We start from the raw sequence: 16,982 nt of genomic DNA, 5'->3' as shown, positions 1-16,982 counted from the left end.
CGTGGAGCGCCGCTGAGCAACAATTGCTCGATGAGGCGTGGACTGGCGTTGTCGAGATTTTGTCCGAGCGCCCCGAGGCCGAGAGCGACGCCAACCGCATCCGCGCAGAGCTTATCGTGCATTGCGTGATGGGCGGCTGTGACGACTGTCGAGTGCCGCCGAAGGGCGTCCGAGTGGTCGGCGCGTGGATCAAGGGCGAGATTGATCTGTCCGGCTGCAGCTCACCCTATGCACTTCGACTGTTTATATGCCACCTAGATACTGTACCGTTCTTGCGGGATGCCTATCTACATGGCTTGTACCTCTCTGGCAGCAAAACCCCCGGGATTGATGCACAAAGACTTCGATGCGAATCCAATGTCCAACTGAACAGAGGTTTCGAAGCAACTGGGCCGGTCACCTTAAACGGCATGCGGATAAAGGGACAATTCGCCTGCACCGAAGGCAAATTCGACGGGAAAGGCGCTCGAGCGCTCGACTTAGAAGCTGCAATAATTGAGGCCGACGTATTGCTCAGAGAAGGCTTTTCAGCGAGCGGTACTGTTGCTGCAAACAGAGCTAGGATTGGCGGAGGCGTTTCTTGCCTCGGCGGCAGCTTTGATGGCAGAGGCAGCCCGGCCCTCGAGACACAAGCGGCAGAGATAGGAGCGGATGTGTTCCTGACCAACGGGTTCGAAGCCAGGGGCGTGGTAGACCTCCAACGCGCGCAGATCAAAGGTAATCTTCAATGCCACGGAGGAACCTTCAGCGGCGGGCTTGTCGGCGCGGCGATGAAGGTGAGCGCGGGCTTCTTTTTACGTGATCTCAAAGCGTTCAGCGGCCCACTCTACCTGACCGATGCGGAGATCGGACGGCTAGAGGACGATCTTTCTGCATGGGAGCAGGCCGAGGCGTTGTACCTCTCCGGCTTTCGCTATAAGCGGCTCGGCGGCAACATGCGTGTTTCGGATCGACTGCGGCAACTAGACAGGGTCGCGCAACACAATATTGCACACCCCAAGCCTCGAAATGGATCATGGATCGCGGAAAAGCTGATCGAGACCCGACCCAATAACCGCCCCAGTTTTGACCCGCAACCCTACAGCCAATTGGCCAAAGTGCTGCGCGAACAGGGCAAGGCAAGCGACGCCGCGCGTGTCCTTGAGGCCCGCGACCATCGCCTCGCCACAACCGCCTATGATCGGGCCATCGTGCAGTTTGATGGCAGCAGAGGGGCGTTCCTGCGCTTCCTGTGGGCACCTTTCGGGCTGTTCTTTTCGCGCGCCTTTGGCTGGATATTCGGTTACGGTCACAAGCCCGCCCGCTCGCTGATCTGGGTCATCGCCCTCTTGCTGTGCACAGCGTCGTTCTACAACACCGTCTGGAACGCGGGGCAGTTTGCGCCGACCTCCGATGTGGTGCTCGCCTCGCAGCCATGGATCGACGCCGTTGTCGCCCATGAGACAGACCCGAGCCAACCGATGCCGCTACAGGCATGGCTGAAGACCCCATCCGCGCAAGACTACGAGAGTTTCTCGCACTGGCTCTATGCGTTCGATGTCTTCATCCCGCTCGACGCGCTGGGGCAGGAGACCGCTTGGGCCCCCTCGCCCGCGCGCGGCGATTTGGGCTGGTGGGGCTTCTATCTCAAACCTGTGATCCAGATCGCAGGCTGGGTCATCACCGCCATTGGCGCTGCCGCCGTGGCCGGGCTTGTGGGCAAGCGCGATTAGGGGCAGTCTTGCCCCATGAAATCCGGCCCCAAAAACCTGATCACCGATGTCCCCGGCCTGCGCGTGGGCCATGCCACCGATGCGCGGCTGAAGTCCGGCACGACCGTTCTGGCGGGGGATGCGCCTTTTGTGGCTGGCGTCTCTGTCATGGGCGGCGCGCCCGGCACGCGGGAGACGGACCTTCTCGCCCCTGACAAGACTGCGCCCGCCGTCGATGCGCTGGTCCTCTCTGGCGGCTCCGCCTTTGGTCTGGCCGCCGCGCAGGGCGTGATGGATGCCTTGGCCGAGGCCGGGCGCGGATTTGCCGTTGGCCCCGCGCGCGTCCCCATCGTCCCCGCTGCGATCCTCTTCGATCTCGTGAACGGCGGCGACAAGGCGTGGCGCGAGAACCCCTACCCCGCCCTCGGACGCGCGGCCTTGGCTGATGCCAATGAGGACTTCGCCCTTGGCTCCGTCGGCGCGGGCACTGGGGCCAGCACGATGATGCTCAAGGGGGGCTTGGGCTCCGCCTCGACCCTACTGGACAACGGCACAACGCTGGGCGCTCTCGTTGCCGCCAACCCGGTTGGCTGCGTCACAACGCCGGGAGAGCGGCACTTCTGGGCTGCACCGTTTGAAGTCGGCGATGAGTTCGGCGGCCTCGGACCCGACCCCGCCCCGCAGCCGCGCGATCTCAGCGTTTCGCGCAAAATGGCCATGGTCGCAGGCGCCAATACCACGATCGCCATCGTCGCCACCGATGCCGCGCTCGACAAGGCACAGGCCACGCGCCTTGCCACCGCCGCCCAAGATGGTCTGGCCCGCGCCATTGTGCCCTCCCATGGGCCGATGGACGGCGATCTGGTCTTCGCCGTGAGCACCGGCGGGCGCGCGCTCACCATGCCCGACCTCGAGATGCACGCGCTCTGCCACGCCGCCGCGACCACCCTCTCCCGGGCCATCGCCCGCGCGATCTTCAAAGCACGCCCCGCAAAAGGCGATCCGATCCCCACATGGTCCGAGATCAACCGCTAGACCCGGTGGTCCATGCGGGCTATCAGCGGGTCAAGCAGCCGGAGATTTCCATGACATTCGACCGTTCCCTCAAAATCGCTCCCTCAATCCTTGCCGCCGATTTCGCCAACTTCGGCGCGGAAATCGAGGCCGTCGAGGCCCAGGGCGCGGACTGGATCCACGTCGACGTCATGGACGGTCATTTCGTACCCAACATCTCCTTTGGCGCCACAACCTGCGCCGCCATCCGCCCCCACATCAAAACGGTGATGGATGTGCACCTGATGATCGCGCCTGTCGATCCCTATATCGACGCCTTCGCCGATGCCGGTGCCGATATCCTGACGGCCCATGTCGAGGCCGGCCCCCATATTCACCGCACTCTGCAAGCCATTCGTGGCGCAGGCATGAAAGCTGGCGTCGCGCTGAACCCGGGCACACCCGCCCAGATGATCGAGCACCTGTTGGACTTGACCGATCTGGTCTGCGTTATGACCGTGAACCCCGGCTTCGGCGGGCAGAAATTCATCGACATGACCGCGAAAGTGCGCGAGCTCCGCAAAATGATCGGAGACCGTCCTATCCATATCGAGATCGACGGGGGCGTCGATCCGACGACAGCACCTTTGGTCGTTGAAGCGGGAGCTGATATTCTTGTCGCAGGCTCAGCCGTGTTCAAGGGCGGTTCAGTCACAAACCCCGCGCCATATGGCGCAAACATCCGCGCCATTCGCACGGCCTGCGCATGAGAATAGCCTTTGACCTCGATGGCACGCTCGTCGATTCCATCACGCATATCCACGCCTCTGTTTCCCGTGCGCTGGAAGACCTGATCCTGCCCGCCATTGACCAGCCCACAGTGCAGAGCTTCGTGGGCAACGGCCTGCCCGAAGCCATGCGCCGGGTGCTGGATCACCTGGACCTCAGCCAAGACCTGCACGCAGCCTTGTGCAAAGCCACCATGGGTCACTATATCTCCCTGCCCAGCGATCCCAAGAGCGTCTACCCCCATGTCACCGACGCGCTTGCCGCGCTGCAAGCACAGGGCCACAGCCTGTCCGTCTGCACCAACAAGCCCTTTCAAGCAGCTTTGAACGTGCTCCGCGACATACAGCTTCTGCCCTATTTCGACCTCATCATCGGGGGAGACAGCCTGCCGAACCGCAAGCCCGAACCCCAGATGCTCACGGCATGCGCACCAGACCTTTACGTCGGTGACAGCGAAGTCGATGCCGCGACGGCCCAGGCCGCCAACATCCCCTTCCTGCTCTTCACCGAAGGCTACCGAAAAACACCCGTGGACGAACTGCACCACGACGCAGCCTTCAGCTCATACAAAGACTTCCATTCTTTTGTCGACAAATACCTTCCGGGGTGAATTGGCCGAAGGCCAAGAGGGGGCAGACGGCCCCCTCAATCCGCACCAAAGGTGCACAAACCGGCGCGCCTGCAAGGCGCCCCATTTGAAAAGCCTTCAGTTTTGGAAATGGGCGTAGATCTTTTCAGCCAGCGCTTCCGAGACGCCGTCCACAGCCATCAGATCCGCCAGATTGGCCCGGCCAACCGCCTTGGCAGAGCCGAAATGCGCGAGCAAGGCGCGTTTGCGCGCAGCGCCGACACCGGCAATCTCATCCAGCGGGTTGGCGGTGACGGCTTTCGCGCGTTTGGCGCGGTGCGTGCCAATGGCAAACCGGTGCGCCTCGTCGCGCAGGCGTTGTACAAAATATAGAACCGGATCATTGCGGCGCAGGGCCATGGGGCGCTGACCAATCCGGTGAAATTCTTCTTTGCCGTGATCGCGGTCCACCCCCTTGGCGACCCCCAGCATGGGGACGTCCTCAATCCCGTGCTCCGCCATGATTTCGGCCACCGCCGAGACCTGCCCGGCCCCGCCATCAATCAACAACAGATCGGGCCAAAGCCCCTTGTCGCGTTCCGGGTCTTCTTTTTGCAACCGCGTGAACCGGCGGTTCAGAACCTCTTTCATCATCCCGAAATCATCCCCGGGCGTGAGCTCCTCGCCCTTGATATTGAACTTCCGGTATTGGTTTTTCAGATAGCCCTCCGGCCCCGCGACAATCATAGCACCGACGGCATGGGCTCCTTGAATATGGGAGTTGTCATAAACCTCGATCCGTTTGGGCGGCGCATCGAGATCAAAAGCCTCGGCCAGTCCACGCAGAAGTTTGGCTTGGGTGGCGGTCTCTGCCATTTTGCGGCCGAGGCTCTCGCGGGCATTGCGCACAGCGCTTTCGATGAGTTCTGCCTTCTCCCCGCGTTGCGGCACAAGCAATTGGACACGGCGCCCGAGCTTGTCGGACAGGGCGGCCTCCATAAGGTCGGTATTCTCGATCCCGTGGGAGAGGATAATCTGTTTGGGCGGCTCCTTGGTGTCGTAGAACTGGCCCAGAAACGCTTCCAGGATTTCCGGTGCCTCAACGTCTTCGCCCACACGGGGATAGAAATCCCGGTTGCCCCAGTTTTGCCCGGCGCGAATGAAAAACACCTGCACGCACGCCTGCCCATTCTCCAGATGCAGCGCGATAATGTCCGCCTCGTCGACGGTGCGCGGGTTGATGCCTTGTGCGGTCTGGACCTGGGTCAGCGCACGGATCCGGTCGCGCATGGCGGCGGCGCGCTCAAACTCCATCTCGTCAGATGCCTTTTGCATCTCCGAGGCAAGTTTGGCCTGTATGTTTGTCGATTTGCCGGACAGGAAACGCTCCGCATCCGAGACAGCCTCGGCATAGTCCGCCTCGCTGATCTTGCCCACACAAGGCGCGCTGCACCGCTTGATCTGGTAGAGCAGGCAAGGCCGCGTACGGCTGTCAAACACCGCATCGGTGCAATTGCGCAACTGGAAGACTTTCTGAAGCTGGTTCAGCGTCCGGTTTACAGCACCTGCGGATGCAAAAGGCCCGTAATAAGCGCCTTTCTCTTTCTTCGCGCCGCGGTGTTTTTTGATCTGCGGATAGCCGTGGTTCTTCGCCACGAGAATATTGGGAAAGCTCTTATCGTCGCGCAGCAGCACGTTGTACTTGGGCTTGAGCTGCTTGATGAGGTTCTGCTCCAGAAGCAGCGCCTCGGTCTCTGTGCGCGTTGTGAGGAACATCATCGACGCGGTTTCCCGGATCATCCGCGCGATACGCCCGCTATGGCCCGAGGGCCGCGCGTAATTGGAGACGCGCGCCTTGAGATTGCGCGCCTTGCCCACGTAGAGCACCCGCATTTTCGCATCCAGCATCCGGTAGACACCGGGCGAGCCATCCAGCGTCTTGAGGTAGGATTGGATCAGCGCATGTCCGGTCAGGGGCGCGTCGTCTGTCTGCGGCGTTTCGGTCATGCGAGCAACCTATGATTCCCTTGCTGCGCCTGCAATGCTGCACACGCAGGGGCAAGCGGTATTACATCCACGGCTTTTGTGGATAAGTCCGGGGGTAAGATTTGGAGACGTGGAATTTTTCCTTGTTTTCAGGTGATTTGATTGATTTGCCCATTTTTTAGGCAAAAACTCAACTGATTGTTTTCAAATGAAAAAATTATGATCTGAAACCAAATTATTGATATTATTAAACTTTTGGTAACGCTTTGGTAACGGCCTGTTAAACGGTGCAAAACTTGGCGTGGTTTGGCCTATTCCACACCCAGCACATCAGGGGTTTGCCAAGCGAGATGCTGCCCGCCGTCAATGCAAAGCAACTGCCCGGTCACCGCCGGCGCATCGAGGAAATAGCCCAAGGCCGCCGTGATATCCTCCACGTTGGCACCACGCTGCAGCACAGTGGCCTGTCGTTGGCGCGAAAAATGCGTTTCGGACTGGCGCGCCCCTTGCAAGGTGGGCCCCGGCCCGATGGCATTGACCCGTATGCGAGGCGCCAGAGCTTGTGCGGATGTCTGGGTCAGCGCCCAAAGCCCCATCTTGGCAATCGTGTAGCTCATGAATTCCGGTGTCAGCTTGCGGACCCGCTGATCGACCATGTTCACGATCAGGCCTGCCGCCAAAGGCTCCCCGGCTGCATCCTCGGCGGCCTTGGGGCTTTGCTCTGCAAAGGCCTGTGTCAACACAAACGGCGCGCGCAAGTTACTCTCAAGGTGGCGATCCCATGACGTGCGCGTGGCGGTGCTGATCGTGTCATACTCAAAGATCGAGGCATTGTTGACGAGCACATCGAGCGGCCCCATCGCATCAACGACCTGCGGCACCAGCCCTTGCATATCTGCCTCAGCCGTCAAGTCAGCCTGAAAGGCCTGCGCTTTGCGCCCTGTATCTCTCAGCTCTTGGACAAGAGCTTCCGCCGCCGCAGACGAGCTTGCGTAATGCACAGCAATGTCGTGGCCCCGCCCCGCCAGATAGAGCGCCATCGCCCGCCCGAGACGCTTGCTCGCGCCTGTGATCAGTGCCGTCATCGTGAGGACCTTTCGCTTAGATCAGCAAAAACGCCACATAGGACACATAAAGCGCAGTCAAGAGAATGCCCCACAGCCGCGTGATATTCCAACTGAGGAACACAAAGGGAAAGAGCAGCGCAGAGGCCGCCAGCATGACCCAGAGATCGAATTGCAGGAATTCATCCGCCACGTCGATGGGCGCGATCAAACCTGCAACGCCAATAATGGCCAACAGGTTAAACATGTTCGACCCAATGACATTGCCAAGCGCGACATCAGCCTGCCTACGGATGGCGGCCATGACCGTTGTGGCAAGTTCTGGCAGCGATGTCCCGATGGCGACGAGGGTCAGGCCGATGATCTCATCGGACACGTCATAGGTCTTTGCAATGATCGTCGCATTGTCGACCAGAAGGTCTGCGCCCAAGGGCAAACCGACGAGGCCCAACAGAAGATACATGACGATCTTCCACCACGGCATGTCAGGGTCTGCCCCCTCGACCTCTTCTTCCTCAACCGCCGCAGCCTTGGCATCGCGCCTGTGCGCCATCGCCTCGCGGAAAGCATCAAGCAAAACGAGCGCAAGCGCGCCGAGGAGCACAAGCGCCGTCCACCAGACAAACGTGCCCGTGAAGGCCAGCGCGATGAACAACAGGCTCGCGCCCATCATGAAAACATAGGTTTTGCGCGTGTCACATTCCGATGTGTGAAACACCGCGATCATCGCGGGAATACCCAGCACCAACAGGATATTGGCCGTGTTCGACCCCACGACATTGCCCAAAGCAATACCCGGGACACCATCAAGCGCCGCCTTTATCGCAATCAAAAGCTCAGGCGCCGAGGTGCCGAAGGCCACGATCGTCAAGGAGACGATCAGGGCAGGCACACCCACGCGCAAACTCAGGTTGACCGCGCCTTTGACCAGCGCATCGCCCGCAAGCAACAGGATCAGCAGACCAAGGCCGCACAGCGCCCACACCATCAAACAGATCCTCCCTTGCCACACGGGCAAGGACCCCGGCCGATCTTGTGACGCCCACAGGCGCGGCACTTTTGCGATACCCCGAGCCAACGCCCGGCCGTGCGCAATTTCCCGAACATCGCCAGCACCGCGATAAACACAAGAAACAGGGAGACGATCTTGAAAATCATTCAGGCATCAAAGCCCGTAACGCGCAAAAAGCGCTTGTTCGTTTACCGATGACATGGCGTCTTCGGCCAAACGCAGGCCGATACGCGACGCCAGGGACTTTCTGGATCCAAAGCGGCGGAATTTCACCTTATCTCCGAACTTGTCTTTCATTACGGGCACAAGGTGGCCCACTTGATCGACAAGTCCAACCTTTCTTGCGGCATCGCCAACCCAAATCTCGCCCGTGAAGAGATCCTCTTCGGTTGCCAGCTTGTCGCCCCGCGCCGTTTTGACATGATTGATGAAGATACCGTGCATTTGCTCCAGCAAGCGCTTCAGCCGCGCCACATCTTCTTCGCTCTCGGGCCGGAACGGATCGAGCATGCTCTTGGATTTGCCCGCGGTATAAACGCGCCGCTCAATGCCCTGCCGCTCCAGAAAGACATGGGCCCCGAAGCCCGCAGAGATCACCCCGATAGAGCCCACGACACTCGCCTGATCGACATAAATCTCATCGGCGGCACAGGCCAGCCAATAGCCGCCCGAGGCCGCGACATCCTCAACAAAGGCATAAACGGGCACGTCCTTCTCATCGGCCAACCTACGAATGCGGGAAGCGATGAGCGAGCTTTGCGTCGGCGACCCGCCCGGCGAATTGATCTCAAGGGCAATGGCCTTGGGTTTTCCCTTGGCAAACGCCTTCTCGATCACCTCACGCAGACCTGCATCACTCAAGGAGCCACGCCCGCCAACGCCGATGGCGCCTGCAAGCCGGATAATGGCGACATAGGGGTCTTTCGCGGCGAATGGGATAAATCGTTTCATGGCAAGCGATGTAGAGACGCGCCCGCCACGAAACAAGCGCGGGCGCATGCCTTATTTCGCACGACAGAGTAATCTGCGCTCAAACTGTGGCATTTGCGTCCGGATCACGCGCTATTGCCGGATGCGCCAGCCGGTTTTGAAGATCCACCAGATCGCGCCGAGGCACAGGAGTGTAAAGCCCGCAATCGCCACGAGACTGGTCAGAACCGGTACATCGGCCACCCCAAAGAACGCCCATCTGAAACCTGAGATGAGATAAACCACGGGGTTGAAGAGCGTGATCGTCTGCCAAACGGGCGGCAACATCGAAATCGAATAAAACGAGCCACCCAGGAAGACGAGCGGCGTGACGATCAGCAGGGGCACCAGTTGCAATTGTTCGAAATTCCCGGCCCAGATGCCAATGATGAAGCCCAGGAGCGAGAAACTCAGACAGGTCAGAACCAGAAATGCCAGCATGGCCATCGGGGATTGGATCGTGAGATCCACAAACAGCGCAGCTGTCGCGAGAATAACAACTCCGATAAACAGCGCTTTCGTAGCCGCTGCCCCCACATATCCAATGACGATCTCGAGGAAATTGACCGGCGCGGAGAGCAATTCATAGATCGTGCCAATGAACTTCGGGAAATAGATCCCAAAGGCTGCGTTCGAGGTTGCCTGCGTCATAACCGAAAGCATGATCAGCCCCGGCACAATGAAAGCCCCGTAGCTGACGCCCTCAACCTCCTGAATGCGACTGCCGATCGCGGCACCAAAGACGACGAAGTACAACGATGTCGAGAGCACCGGCGACAGGAAGCTTTGCATCAAGGTCCGGAAAAACCGGGCCATCTCGGAGGCGTAAATCGCCCAAATCGCCTGCCAATTCATGATGCATCCTCATTCACGAGCCCAACGAAAATCTCTTCGAGGCTCGATTGTTCCGTTTGAATATCCCGCATGGTGAGGCCTGCAGCATCAAGATCATTGAGCAGGCGGCGAATACCCGTGCGCTCGGCGCGTGTGTCGTAGGTATAGCGCAGCGCGCTGCCCCCTTTTACGATCTCCAGACCGTAGCGAACCAAGGCTTCGGGCACCTCCTGCAAAGCGTCAGCCAGCTCGATCACCATCGATTTCTGACCCATGCGCGCCATCAGGGCCGCCTTTTCCTCGACAAGCAGGATTTGCCCCTTGGAAATCACCGCCACACGATCGGCCATCTCTTCGGCTTCTTCGATGTAATGCGTGGTGAGAATGATTGTCACGCCCTGCGCCTGCAGGCCGCGCACAACATCCCACATGCCCTTGCGCAACTCCACATCGACACCGGCCGAGGGCTCGTCCAGAAAGAGAACCTTCGGCTCATGCGCCAACGCCTTGGCAATCAGCACCCTGCGCTTCATTCCACCAGACAATTGCATGATCTTGTTGTCTTTTTTATCCGACAACGAGAGCTTTTCCAGAATTTCCTCGATCAGCGCATCATTGCGTGGCAAACCAAAAAGCCCACGCGAAAAGCGCACTGTGTTCATGACAGTCGAAAACGGCTCAAGATGGATTTCTTGGGGTACCAAGCCGATCATGCGCCGCGCCGCACGATACGCGGAGACAACGTCATGACCGCCAACCGTGATCGTCCCGGAAGTGGGCTGCGTAATGCCACAGACAGTGGAGATCAAAGTCGTCTTACCAGCACCATTGGGGCCCAGAAGCGCCAGAATTTCACCGGCCTCGATATCGAGACTGGCCCCTTTCAGAGCCTCGAACGCGCCTTTGGGGCCGCCTTCATAAACCTTTCGCAGATCACGTATCTGCACCACATGCGCCATGGGTCTATCCTTCTCACGAAGTCGGCAAACTAAACAGTAAAGTTCAGAAAACAAGCGCAAGGTCGCATTTGGAATGGTCCCGTTCAAAATCGCCTGATAGCGATACCCTATGACACCCTCACATGATCAAAGCGCCCGGCTTGGTATTCTCTTCATCCTGGCTGGCGTCGTGGCCATTTCGATCAATGATTTGCTCATCAAAAGCCTGTCGGGAGAGTATCCGCTGCACCAATTGGTGTTTACACGCGCGACCATAGGCATCCTGTTTTCGCTGGTGTTCGTGAAGATGGAGGGCGGGTTTCACCTGCTCAAGACACAGACGCCAGGGCTGCACGCGCTGCGTGGGTTTCTGGTCATTATCGCGAATATGACCTTTTATGCCGCCGTTGCGGTCATGCCGCTGGCGCAGGCCACTGCGCTGTTTTTTGTGGCCCCCTTGTTCATCACGCTGCTCTCTATCCCCTTCTTGGGCGAGCGCGTGGGACCAATGCGGCTGGGGGCTGTCGTAGTTGGCTTTGTCGGCGTCGTCGTCATGCAACAACCTTGGAGCGCAGAGCCGCTCGCAGCAGGCCGCATGGCGCTGCTTCTGCCCGTTGCCGCCGCGCTGACCTATGCCTTGATGCAGGTGATGACCCGTCGATTGGGCGCCAAAGCCGCGGCATCAGCCATGGCTGTCTATATTCAAGGCATGTTCCTGTGTGTTTCCGGCATCTTTTACCTGATTGCGGGCGACGGGCGCTTTGCCGAAGGCAGCACCAATGAAAGCGTGCAATTCCTTCTGCGCGCCTGGGTCTTCCCGCCGATGTCGGACTGGACGACCTTCCTGGGTCTTGGCCTGTGCTCCGGGCTCATCGGATATTGCCTGTCTGCCGCCTATAAAGTCGCCAATGCCGCTACGATTGCGCCCTACGAATATGCAGGTCTTCCGCTGGCCATTTTCTGGGGTTGGGTGATCTTTGGCGAATGGCCCGACGGCGCCACATGGATCGGCTGCGCCCTTATCGTCGGGGCGGGCTTGTTTGTCTTCATCCGCGAACAACGCCGCCACAGCACGCCGAACGGATGGCGCCGCCGCTCGATGCGCCGCTGATCCCTTCCTCTTGCCATAAGAGTACTGGAGGACGCGCACACAAGTGCGCGGGGGGCAAAGCCCCCCTACCGCGCCGCAGGCGCATGTTCTGCGTGGCGCAGCCACACATTTGGATTACGTTTGACCCGTCAGGCGAGCGCGGGCTCGCGCACGGCGTCAATCATGCGCTGCACATTGTCCGGATCGGCGTCCGGCGTGATCCCGTGGCCCAGGTTGAAGATATGCGGCCCGCCCGAGAAGGCTTTCACGATAGCGCGCGTTTCATCAACCAGCGCCTGCCCGCCTGTGACCATGTGCGACGACGCCAGATTGCCCTGGACGCACCCGTCTTTCTGCACGTTCTGCGCGGCCCATTCAGCACTCACGGAATTGTCCAGCGCGACGCAATCCGCCCCGGTCGCCTTGGCAAAGCCGATGTAGCCCTCGCCCGCCTCACGCGGGAACGCGATGACCGGCACGCCCGGGTGCTTGTGCTTGAGGACCTGCGTGATCTTCATCGCAGGCTCCAGAGCGTATTTGATGAAATCCGCGCCCTCGAGTGACCCGGCCCAGCTGTCAAAAATCTTGACGACTTCCGCGCCTGCCTCGATTTGCTTCGAGAGATACAGGATGGTCGCGTCGGTGAGCTTGTCGATCAGCGCTTCAAAAAGCGGGCGATTCTCAGCCTTGAGCGCATGGGCCGGGCCCTGATCCTTCGTGCCCTTGCCCGCGATCATATATGTCGCGACGGTCCAGGGCGCCCCTGCAAAGCCAATCAGCGTTGTCTCGCTTGGCAATTCGCGGCTCAGGATGCGGACTGTCTCGTAGATCGGGTTCAGTGTCTCATCAATGTCATCGATGCTGGTGAGTTTGTCGAAGTCGCCTTGGGTGGTGATCGTGGACAACCGGGGGCCTTCGCCCGTGACAAACCAAAGATCTGCGCCCAAGGCCTGCGGCAGAAGCAAGATGTCCGCAAAGAGGATTGCCGCGTCGAAGCCATAGCGCCGGATCGGCTGCAATGTGACCTCGGCGGCGAGTTCGGAATTGTAGCACAGCGACAGGAAGTCACCGGCCTGGGCCCGGGTCGCCCGGTATTCCGGCAGGTAGCGGCCCGCCTGGCGCATCATCCAAATCGGCGGCGTCGGCAGGGTTTCGCCAGCAAGGGCTCGCAGTATTGTCTTTTGGTCCGACATCGATGTCTCCGGTACGTTTCTGGCCCATTTTAACAATTGGCCACTTCATCTCAATTGGCGCGCTTGCCACACCCTGTCAACCAAGCTAGACAGATTCCCATGACAATGCCACTGCCTTCCCCCGACAAAACCCTGAAAATCGGCACTCGCGGGTCTCCGCTTGCACTCGCGCAGGCTTATGAGACGCGCAGGCGCCTGATGGCCGCCTTCGATTTGCCCGAAGCGGCGTTTGAGATCATCATCATCAAGACGACCGGTGACGACCGCGCGTTGATCGCGACGGATACGCCCTTGAAAGAACTGGGCGGCAAAGGCCTGTTTACGCGTGAGATCGAGCAAGACCTGCTCTCCGGCGCTATCGACATTGCCGTGCATTCCATGAAGGACATGCCCACGCTCCAACCCGATGGTTTGATCCTCGACACCTATTTGCCACGGGAAGACACCCGGGATGGCTTTGTGTCTCACAGCCTCTCCTCTATGATGGATTTGCCAGAGGGCGCTGTTGTGGGGACCTCATCGCTGCGGCGCACCGCGCAGCTGAAGCACAAACGGCCTGATCTTCAGGTCGTGCAATTTCGCGGCAACGTGCAAACGCGCCTGCAAAAACTGCAAGATAACGTCGCCAGCTGCACCTTCCTCGCCATGGCCGGCCTGACACGATTGGGTATGCTTGATGATGTGCCCGTCCATCCCATTCCGCAAGATCAGATGCTCCCGGCGGTTGCCCAAGGGGCCATCGGCATTGAGCGGCGCATCGATGACAACGCGACGGCAGCCTTGCTTGAGGCGCTGCATGATGCGGAGACAGGCCAACGCCTGGCGGCGGAGCGCGCGTTTCTCCTGGCCCTGGATGGCTCCTGCGAAACCCCAATCGCGGGGCTGGCTGAGCTGGATGGCGGAACACTCCATTTGCGCGGCGAGGTGTTGCGGCCTGACGGATCGGAAGTGCTTGGCGATGCCATGAGCAGCGCTATCGAAGACGGCGCAGAGATGGGCAAGGCGCTTGGCAACAAACTCAACGCTGAGGCCGGACCGAACTTTTTTGACTGGCGGCACTGATTTTTCTCGCCTTCATGAAATAATTCAGCATATTTTCACGAAACGCGACGTCGTTTAGCGCTCGCAGGACGATTTTGACCTGTTTTGCACTGCAGCAGGGCTTTATCACCCTGCATAAGACGATGTGTTTCATGAGAATCGCCGGGGATATCCTCGCGAAAACCAAGGGAGAAAAGCGCAGATGAAGGTGCTTGTGCCGGTCAAACGCGTGATCGACTACAACGTGAAGGTCCGTGTGAAGGCGGACGGATCGGGTGTCGATCTGGCCAATGTCAAAATGTCGATGAACCCCTTTGACGAAATTGCAGTCGAAGAGGCAATCCGCCTGAAAGAGGCGGGCAAGGCTGAAGAGATCATCGCCGTTTCTGTTGGCGTCAAACAAGCGCAGGAAACGCTGCGCACAGCGCTGGCCATGGGCGCGGATCGTGCGATCCTCGTGATTGCGGCGGATGACGTGCATAACGATATCGAGCCGCTCGCCGTTGCCAAAATCCTCAAAGGTGTCATTGATGAAGAGCAGCCGGGCCTCGTGCTCTGTGGCAAGCAAGCCATCGACAACGACATGAACGCAACAGGCCAGATGCTGGCCGCGCTCATGGGGTGGAGCCAGGCGACCTTCGCATCAGAAGTTGATATCGACGGCGACAGCGCGACGGTCACCCGCGAAGTGGACGGCGGTTTGCAGACCATCAAGGTCAAGATGCCCGCCGTTGTCACGGTTGACCTGCGCCTCAACGAGCCGCGCTATGCCTCGCTGCCCAACATCATGAAAGCCAAAAAGAAGCCGCTGGACGAGAAAACAGCAGCCGATTACGGCGTCGATGTAACGCCGCGTTTGCAGGTCGTGAAAACGTCCGAGCCCGAAGCGCGGGCCGCGGGGATCAAGGTTGGCTCGGTTGACGAGCTTGTAGAGAAACTCAAGGAAGCGGGGGCTGTATAATGGCGGTACTTCTTCTTGCCGAAGTGAACGACGGTGCATTGTCCATGGACGCCACCGCAAAAGCCGTCACGGCTGCGAAAGCCATTGGCGATGTGACCGTGCTCTGCGCGGGCGGCTCTGCTGCGGATGCGGCTGCTGAAGCGGCAACCATCGATGGTGTCTCCAAGGTGCTGTGCGCCGAGGAAGCAGGCCTGGGCCACCGCATGGCGGAAGCCACTGCAGACCTGATCGTGGGGCTTGCAGGCGATTACAGCCACATCGTCGCGCCTGCGACAACCGATGCGAAGAACGTGCTGCCACGCGTTGCGGCCATGCTCGACGTGATGGTTTTGACCGACGTGTCGGCGGTCGTGGATGCGGAAACGTTCGAACGCCCGATTTACGCCGGCAACGCGATCCAGACAGTCAAATCCACCGATGCGACAAAGGTCATCTCTTTCCGGACATCGACCTTCGATGCCGCAGGTACGGGCAATTCCGCATCTGTCGACACCATCGCAGGAACATCGAACGATCTGTCGTCCTGGGTGGAAGACAAGGTCGCCGAGAGTGATCGCCCGGAACTCACATCGGCTGGTGTCGTTGTGTCCGGCGGGCGCGGTGTCGGCTCAGAGGATGACTTCAAGATCATCGAAGCTCTGGCAGACAAGCTCAACGCAGCTGTCGGTGCGTCACGTGCCGCGGTCGATTCGGGCTATGCGCCCAACGACTGGCAAGTCGGCCAGACAGGCAAGGTTGTGGCGCCCGACCTTTATGTCGCCGTAGGCATCTCGGGCGCGATCCAGCACCTTGCTGGCATGAAAGACAGCAAAGTCATTGTTGCGATCAACAAAGACGAAGAAGCGCCGATCTTTCAGGTCGCCGATTTCGGATTGGTCGCGGACCTCTTCGACGCGGTCCCCGAGTTGACCAACAAGCTGGATTGATCCAACTCATGAACAGCGAAAAGGCGGGCTTTTGCCCGCCTTTTTCATTGTGATCGCATCAGCATTGGCGCCAAGGCGCCGCCAAGTATCTGCGCGGCTTCTTCATGGGCCATCACGCTGAGTTGCTCGAACGCCGCAGCCTTGTCCATCGGGTCGTACATCATGCGCGTGATGCCTTCCTCGCGAGCCTCATCGCTTGGAACAACTTCAATAATCCCCGCCGTCTTCGCAGTGATCATCTCCAGCATATCGCTATCGACATAAAGCGGATCGTTCTCGTCATCCTGCCCAACCTCGGGCGGCTTCTGACCGGCGAACCAGAGCAAGAGCATCGGCTTGTTGATTTGCGACAGCAACAAGCGCATGCGCGCGCACCACGCCTGTTTCAACTCGTCGCGCACCATGGCAAAGCGCGCCGCGTCGATGTCCCGCAGTGTCGTCAACATATGGCGCGTGAAGTGGAATTCGGTAAAATCCACCTCCCGATAAACGGCCTTAAGGAGCGATGACGCATTCAAAAAGCGATCATTGCGACGCGGATGCACGGTATACAACCGATTGGACATGTTCTGCGCGCCCATGACTTGCACAATGACGGCACGCGCGGAATTTGCCGCATCTATGATGACGGGATCATGTGCAAATGCATCCACACCGGCATTCAAACATCCAAAGTTCACCACTGGTGTCTGAATGCCATCTTCCAAAATACGCGGGTAAGGCGTTTCAATGAATTTTCCATAGGTCTCGGTGCTGCCCAAGACCGCAATGAATTCACCCTCCAAACGACGTTTGGGGCCACGAAACATTAATCGAGATGCCCCATACCGGCACGGCAAATAGTCCGGGGCCAAGGCCCCCCTAGCTTCATAGGTCATATAACCCACCATTCCTTTTTCACCCGATGGTAGGATTCGCGCAAAAGCC

Annotated in this window: 15 protein-coding genes and 1 pseudogene; 8 read left to right on the top strand and 8 right to left on the bottom strand. The window is 59.3% G+C overall.

All coding sequences use genetic code 11. The features are described 5' to 3' along the window. The first annotated feature begins 59 nt into the window (after nucleotides 1–59). The 4 genes from ACP15S_RS00975 to ACP15S_RS00960 are packed head-to-tail and all read left to right on the top strand — an operon-like array spanning nucleotide 60 to nucleotide 4,083. On the top strand, nucleotides 60–1,712 hold the full coding sequence (locus tag ACP15S_RS00975; RefSeq protein ID WP_425037599.1) for a hypothetical protein: 1,653 nt from the start codon (nucleotides 60–62) through the stop codon (nucleotides 1,710–1,712). Between the two features lie 15 nt (nucleotides 1,713–1,727). Beyond that, nucleotides 1,728–2,726: a P1 family peptidase gene (locus ACP15S_RS00970; protein ID WP_425037597.1), complete on the top strand. Its 999-nt coding sequence runs from the start codon at nucleotides 1,728–1,730 to the stop codon at nucleotides 2,724–2,726. A gap of 50 nt (nucleotides 2,727–2,776) precedes the next feature. Further along, a complete protein-coding gene (gene rpe / locus ACP15S_RS00965; protein WP_425037595.1) occupies nucleotides 2,777–3,454 on the top strand; it encodes a ribulose-phosphate 3-epimerase in 678 nt (225 codons plus the stop codon). After that, on the top strand, nucleotides 3,451–4,083 hold the full coding sequence (locus ACP15S_RS00960) for an HAD-IA family hydrolase (RefSeq protein WP_425037593.1): 633 nt from the start codon (nucleotides 3,451–3,453) through the stop codon (nucleotides 4,081–4,083). The genes rpe and ACP15S_RS00960 overlap by 4 nt, the downstream gene beginning before the upstream one ends. Before the next feature lie 96 nt (nucleotides 4,084–4,179). Here ACP15S_RS00960 and uvrC read toward each other — a convergent pair whose 3' ends face one another. From uvrC to ACP15S_RS00930, 6 genes and pseudogenes are all read right to left on the bottom strand, one after another. Beyond that, entirely contained in the window at nucleotides 4,180–6,048 is a 1,869-nt protein-coding gene (gene uvrC / locus ACP15S_RS00955; RefSeq protein WP_425037591.1) for an excinuclease ABC subunit UvrC, read from the bottom strand. 290 nt (nucleotides 6,049–6,338) lie between these two features. Beyond that, a pseudogene (locus tag ACP15S_RS00950) lies at nucleotides 6,339–7,115 on the bottom strand (SDR family oxidoreductase); the annotation flags it as partial. Between the two features lie 13 nt (nucleotides 7,116–7,128). Further along, entirely contained in the window at nucleotides 7,129–8,082 is a 954-nt protein-coding gene (locus tag ACP15S_RS00945) for a calcium/sodium antiporter (RefSeq protein ID WP_425037590.1), read from the bottom strand. 174 nt (nucleotides 8,083–8,256) lie between these two features. Further along, nucleotides 8,257–9,054 (bottom strand): S49 family peptidase, encoded by a 798-nt coding sequence (locus ACP15S_RS00940; RefSeq protein WP_425037588.1) that lies wholly within the window; start codon nucleotides 9,052–9,054, stop codon nucleotides 8,257–8,259. A 111-nt stretch (nucleotides 9,055–9,165) separates the two neighbouring features. Further along, nucleotides 9,166–9,927: an ABC transporter permease gene (locus tag ACP15S_RS00935; RefSeq protein WP_425037587.1), complete on the bottom strand. Its 762-nt coding sequence runs from the start codon at nucleotides 9,925–9,927 to the stop codon at nucleotides 9,166–9,168. Then, the gene (locus ACP15S_RS00930; protein WP_425037585.1) at nucleotides 9,924–10,865 is read right to left on the bottom strand and encodes an ABC transporter ATP-binding protein; all 942 of its coding nucleotides are present in this window, start codon (nucleotides 10,863–10,865) and stop codon (nucleotides 9,924–9,926) included. Before ACP15S_RS00930 ends, ACP15S_RS00935 begins: the two co-directional genes overlap by 4 nt. 109 nt (nucleotides 10,866–10,974) lie before the next feature. Between ACP15S_RS00930 and ACP15S_RS00925 the strand changes: the two genes are divergently transcribed. Continuing rightward, nucleotides 10,975–11,955 (top strand): DMT family transporter, encoded by a 981-nt coding sequence (locus tag ACP15S_RS00925; RefSeq protein WP_425037583.1) that lies wholly within the window; start codon nucleotides 10,975–10,977, stop codon nucleotides 11,953–11,955. A gap of 128 nt (nucleotides 11,956–12,083) precedes the next feature. Here ACP15S_RS00925 and hemE read toward each other — a convergent pair whose 3' ends face one another. Beyond that, nucleotides 12,084–13,127 carry a uroporphyrinogen decarboxylase gene (gene hemE, locus ACP15S_RS00920; protein ID WP_425037581.1) on the bottom strand — a complete coding sequence of 348 codons (1,044 nt, stop codon included), beginning with the start codon at nucleotides 13,125–13,127 and terminating at the stop codon, nucleotides 12,084–12,086. Nucleotides 13,128–13,226: 99 nt separating this feature from the next. Between hemE and hemC the strand changes: the two genes are divergently transcribed. The 3 genes from hemC to ACP15S_RS00905 all read left to right on the top strand — a co-directional run bounded on the left by hemC (nucleotide 13,227) and on the right by ACP15S_RS00905 (nucleotide 16,055). Beyond that, nucleotides 13,227–14,189, top strand: coding sequence for a hydroxymethylbilane synthase (gene hemC / locus ACP15S_RS00915; RefSeq protein WP_425037579.1), 963 nt, complete (start codon nucleotides 13,227–13,229; stop codon nucleotides 14,187–14,189). A gap of 181 nt (nucleotides 14,190–14,370) precedes the next feature. Beyond that, the gene (locus ACP15S_RS00910) at nucleotides 14,371–15,129 is read left to right on the top strand and encodes an electron transfer flavoprotein subunit beta/FixA family protein (protein WP_425037577.1); all 759 of its coding nucleotides are present in this window, start codon (nucleotides 14,371–14,373) and stop codon (nucleotides 15,127–15,129) included. Next, nucleotides 15,129–16,055, top strand: a complete 927-nt coding sequence (locus tag ACP15S_RS00905; protein WP_425037575.1) for an electron transfer flavoprotein subunit alpha/FixB family protein — start codon at nucleotides 15,129–15,131, stop codon at nucleotides 16,053–16,055. The genes ACP15S_RS00910 and ACP15S_RS00905 overlap by 1 nt, the downstream gene beginning before the upstream one ends. Nucleotides 16,056–16,099: 44 nt before the next feature. Here ACP15S_RS00905 and ACP15S_RS00900 read toward each other — a convergent pair whose 3' ends face one another. Further along, nucleotides 16,100–16,933, bottom strand: coding sequence for a DUF6473 family protein (locus tag ACP15S_RS00900; protein ID WP_425039624.1), 834 nt, complete (start codon nucleotides 16,931–16,933; stop codon nucleotides 16,100–16,102). Between the last annotated feature and the right edge of the window lie 49 nt (nucleotides 16,934–16,982).

The organism is Primorskyibacter sp. S187A (assembly GCF_049800955.1).
Classification (GTDB): Bacteria; Pseudomonadota; Alphaproteobacteria; order Rhodobacterales; family Rhodobacteraceae; genus JAKVBH01.
The sequence above is the reverse complement of the archived record's forward strand: the minus strand, read 5'-3'. Positions and strand labels throughout refer to the sequence as shown.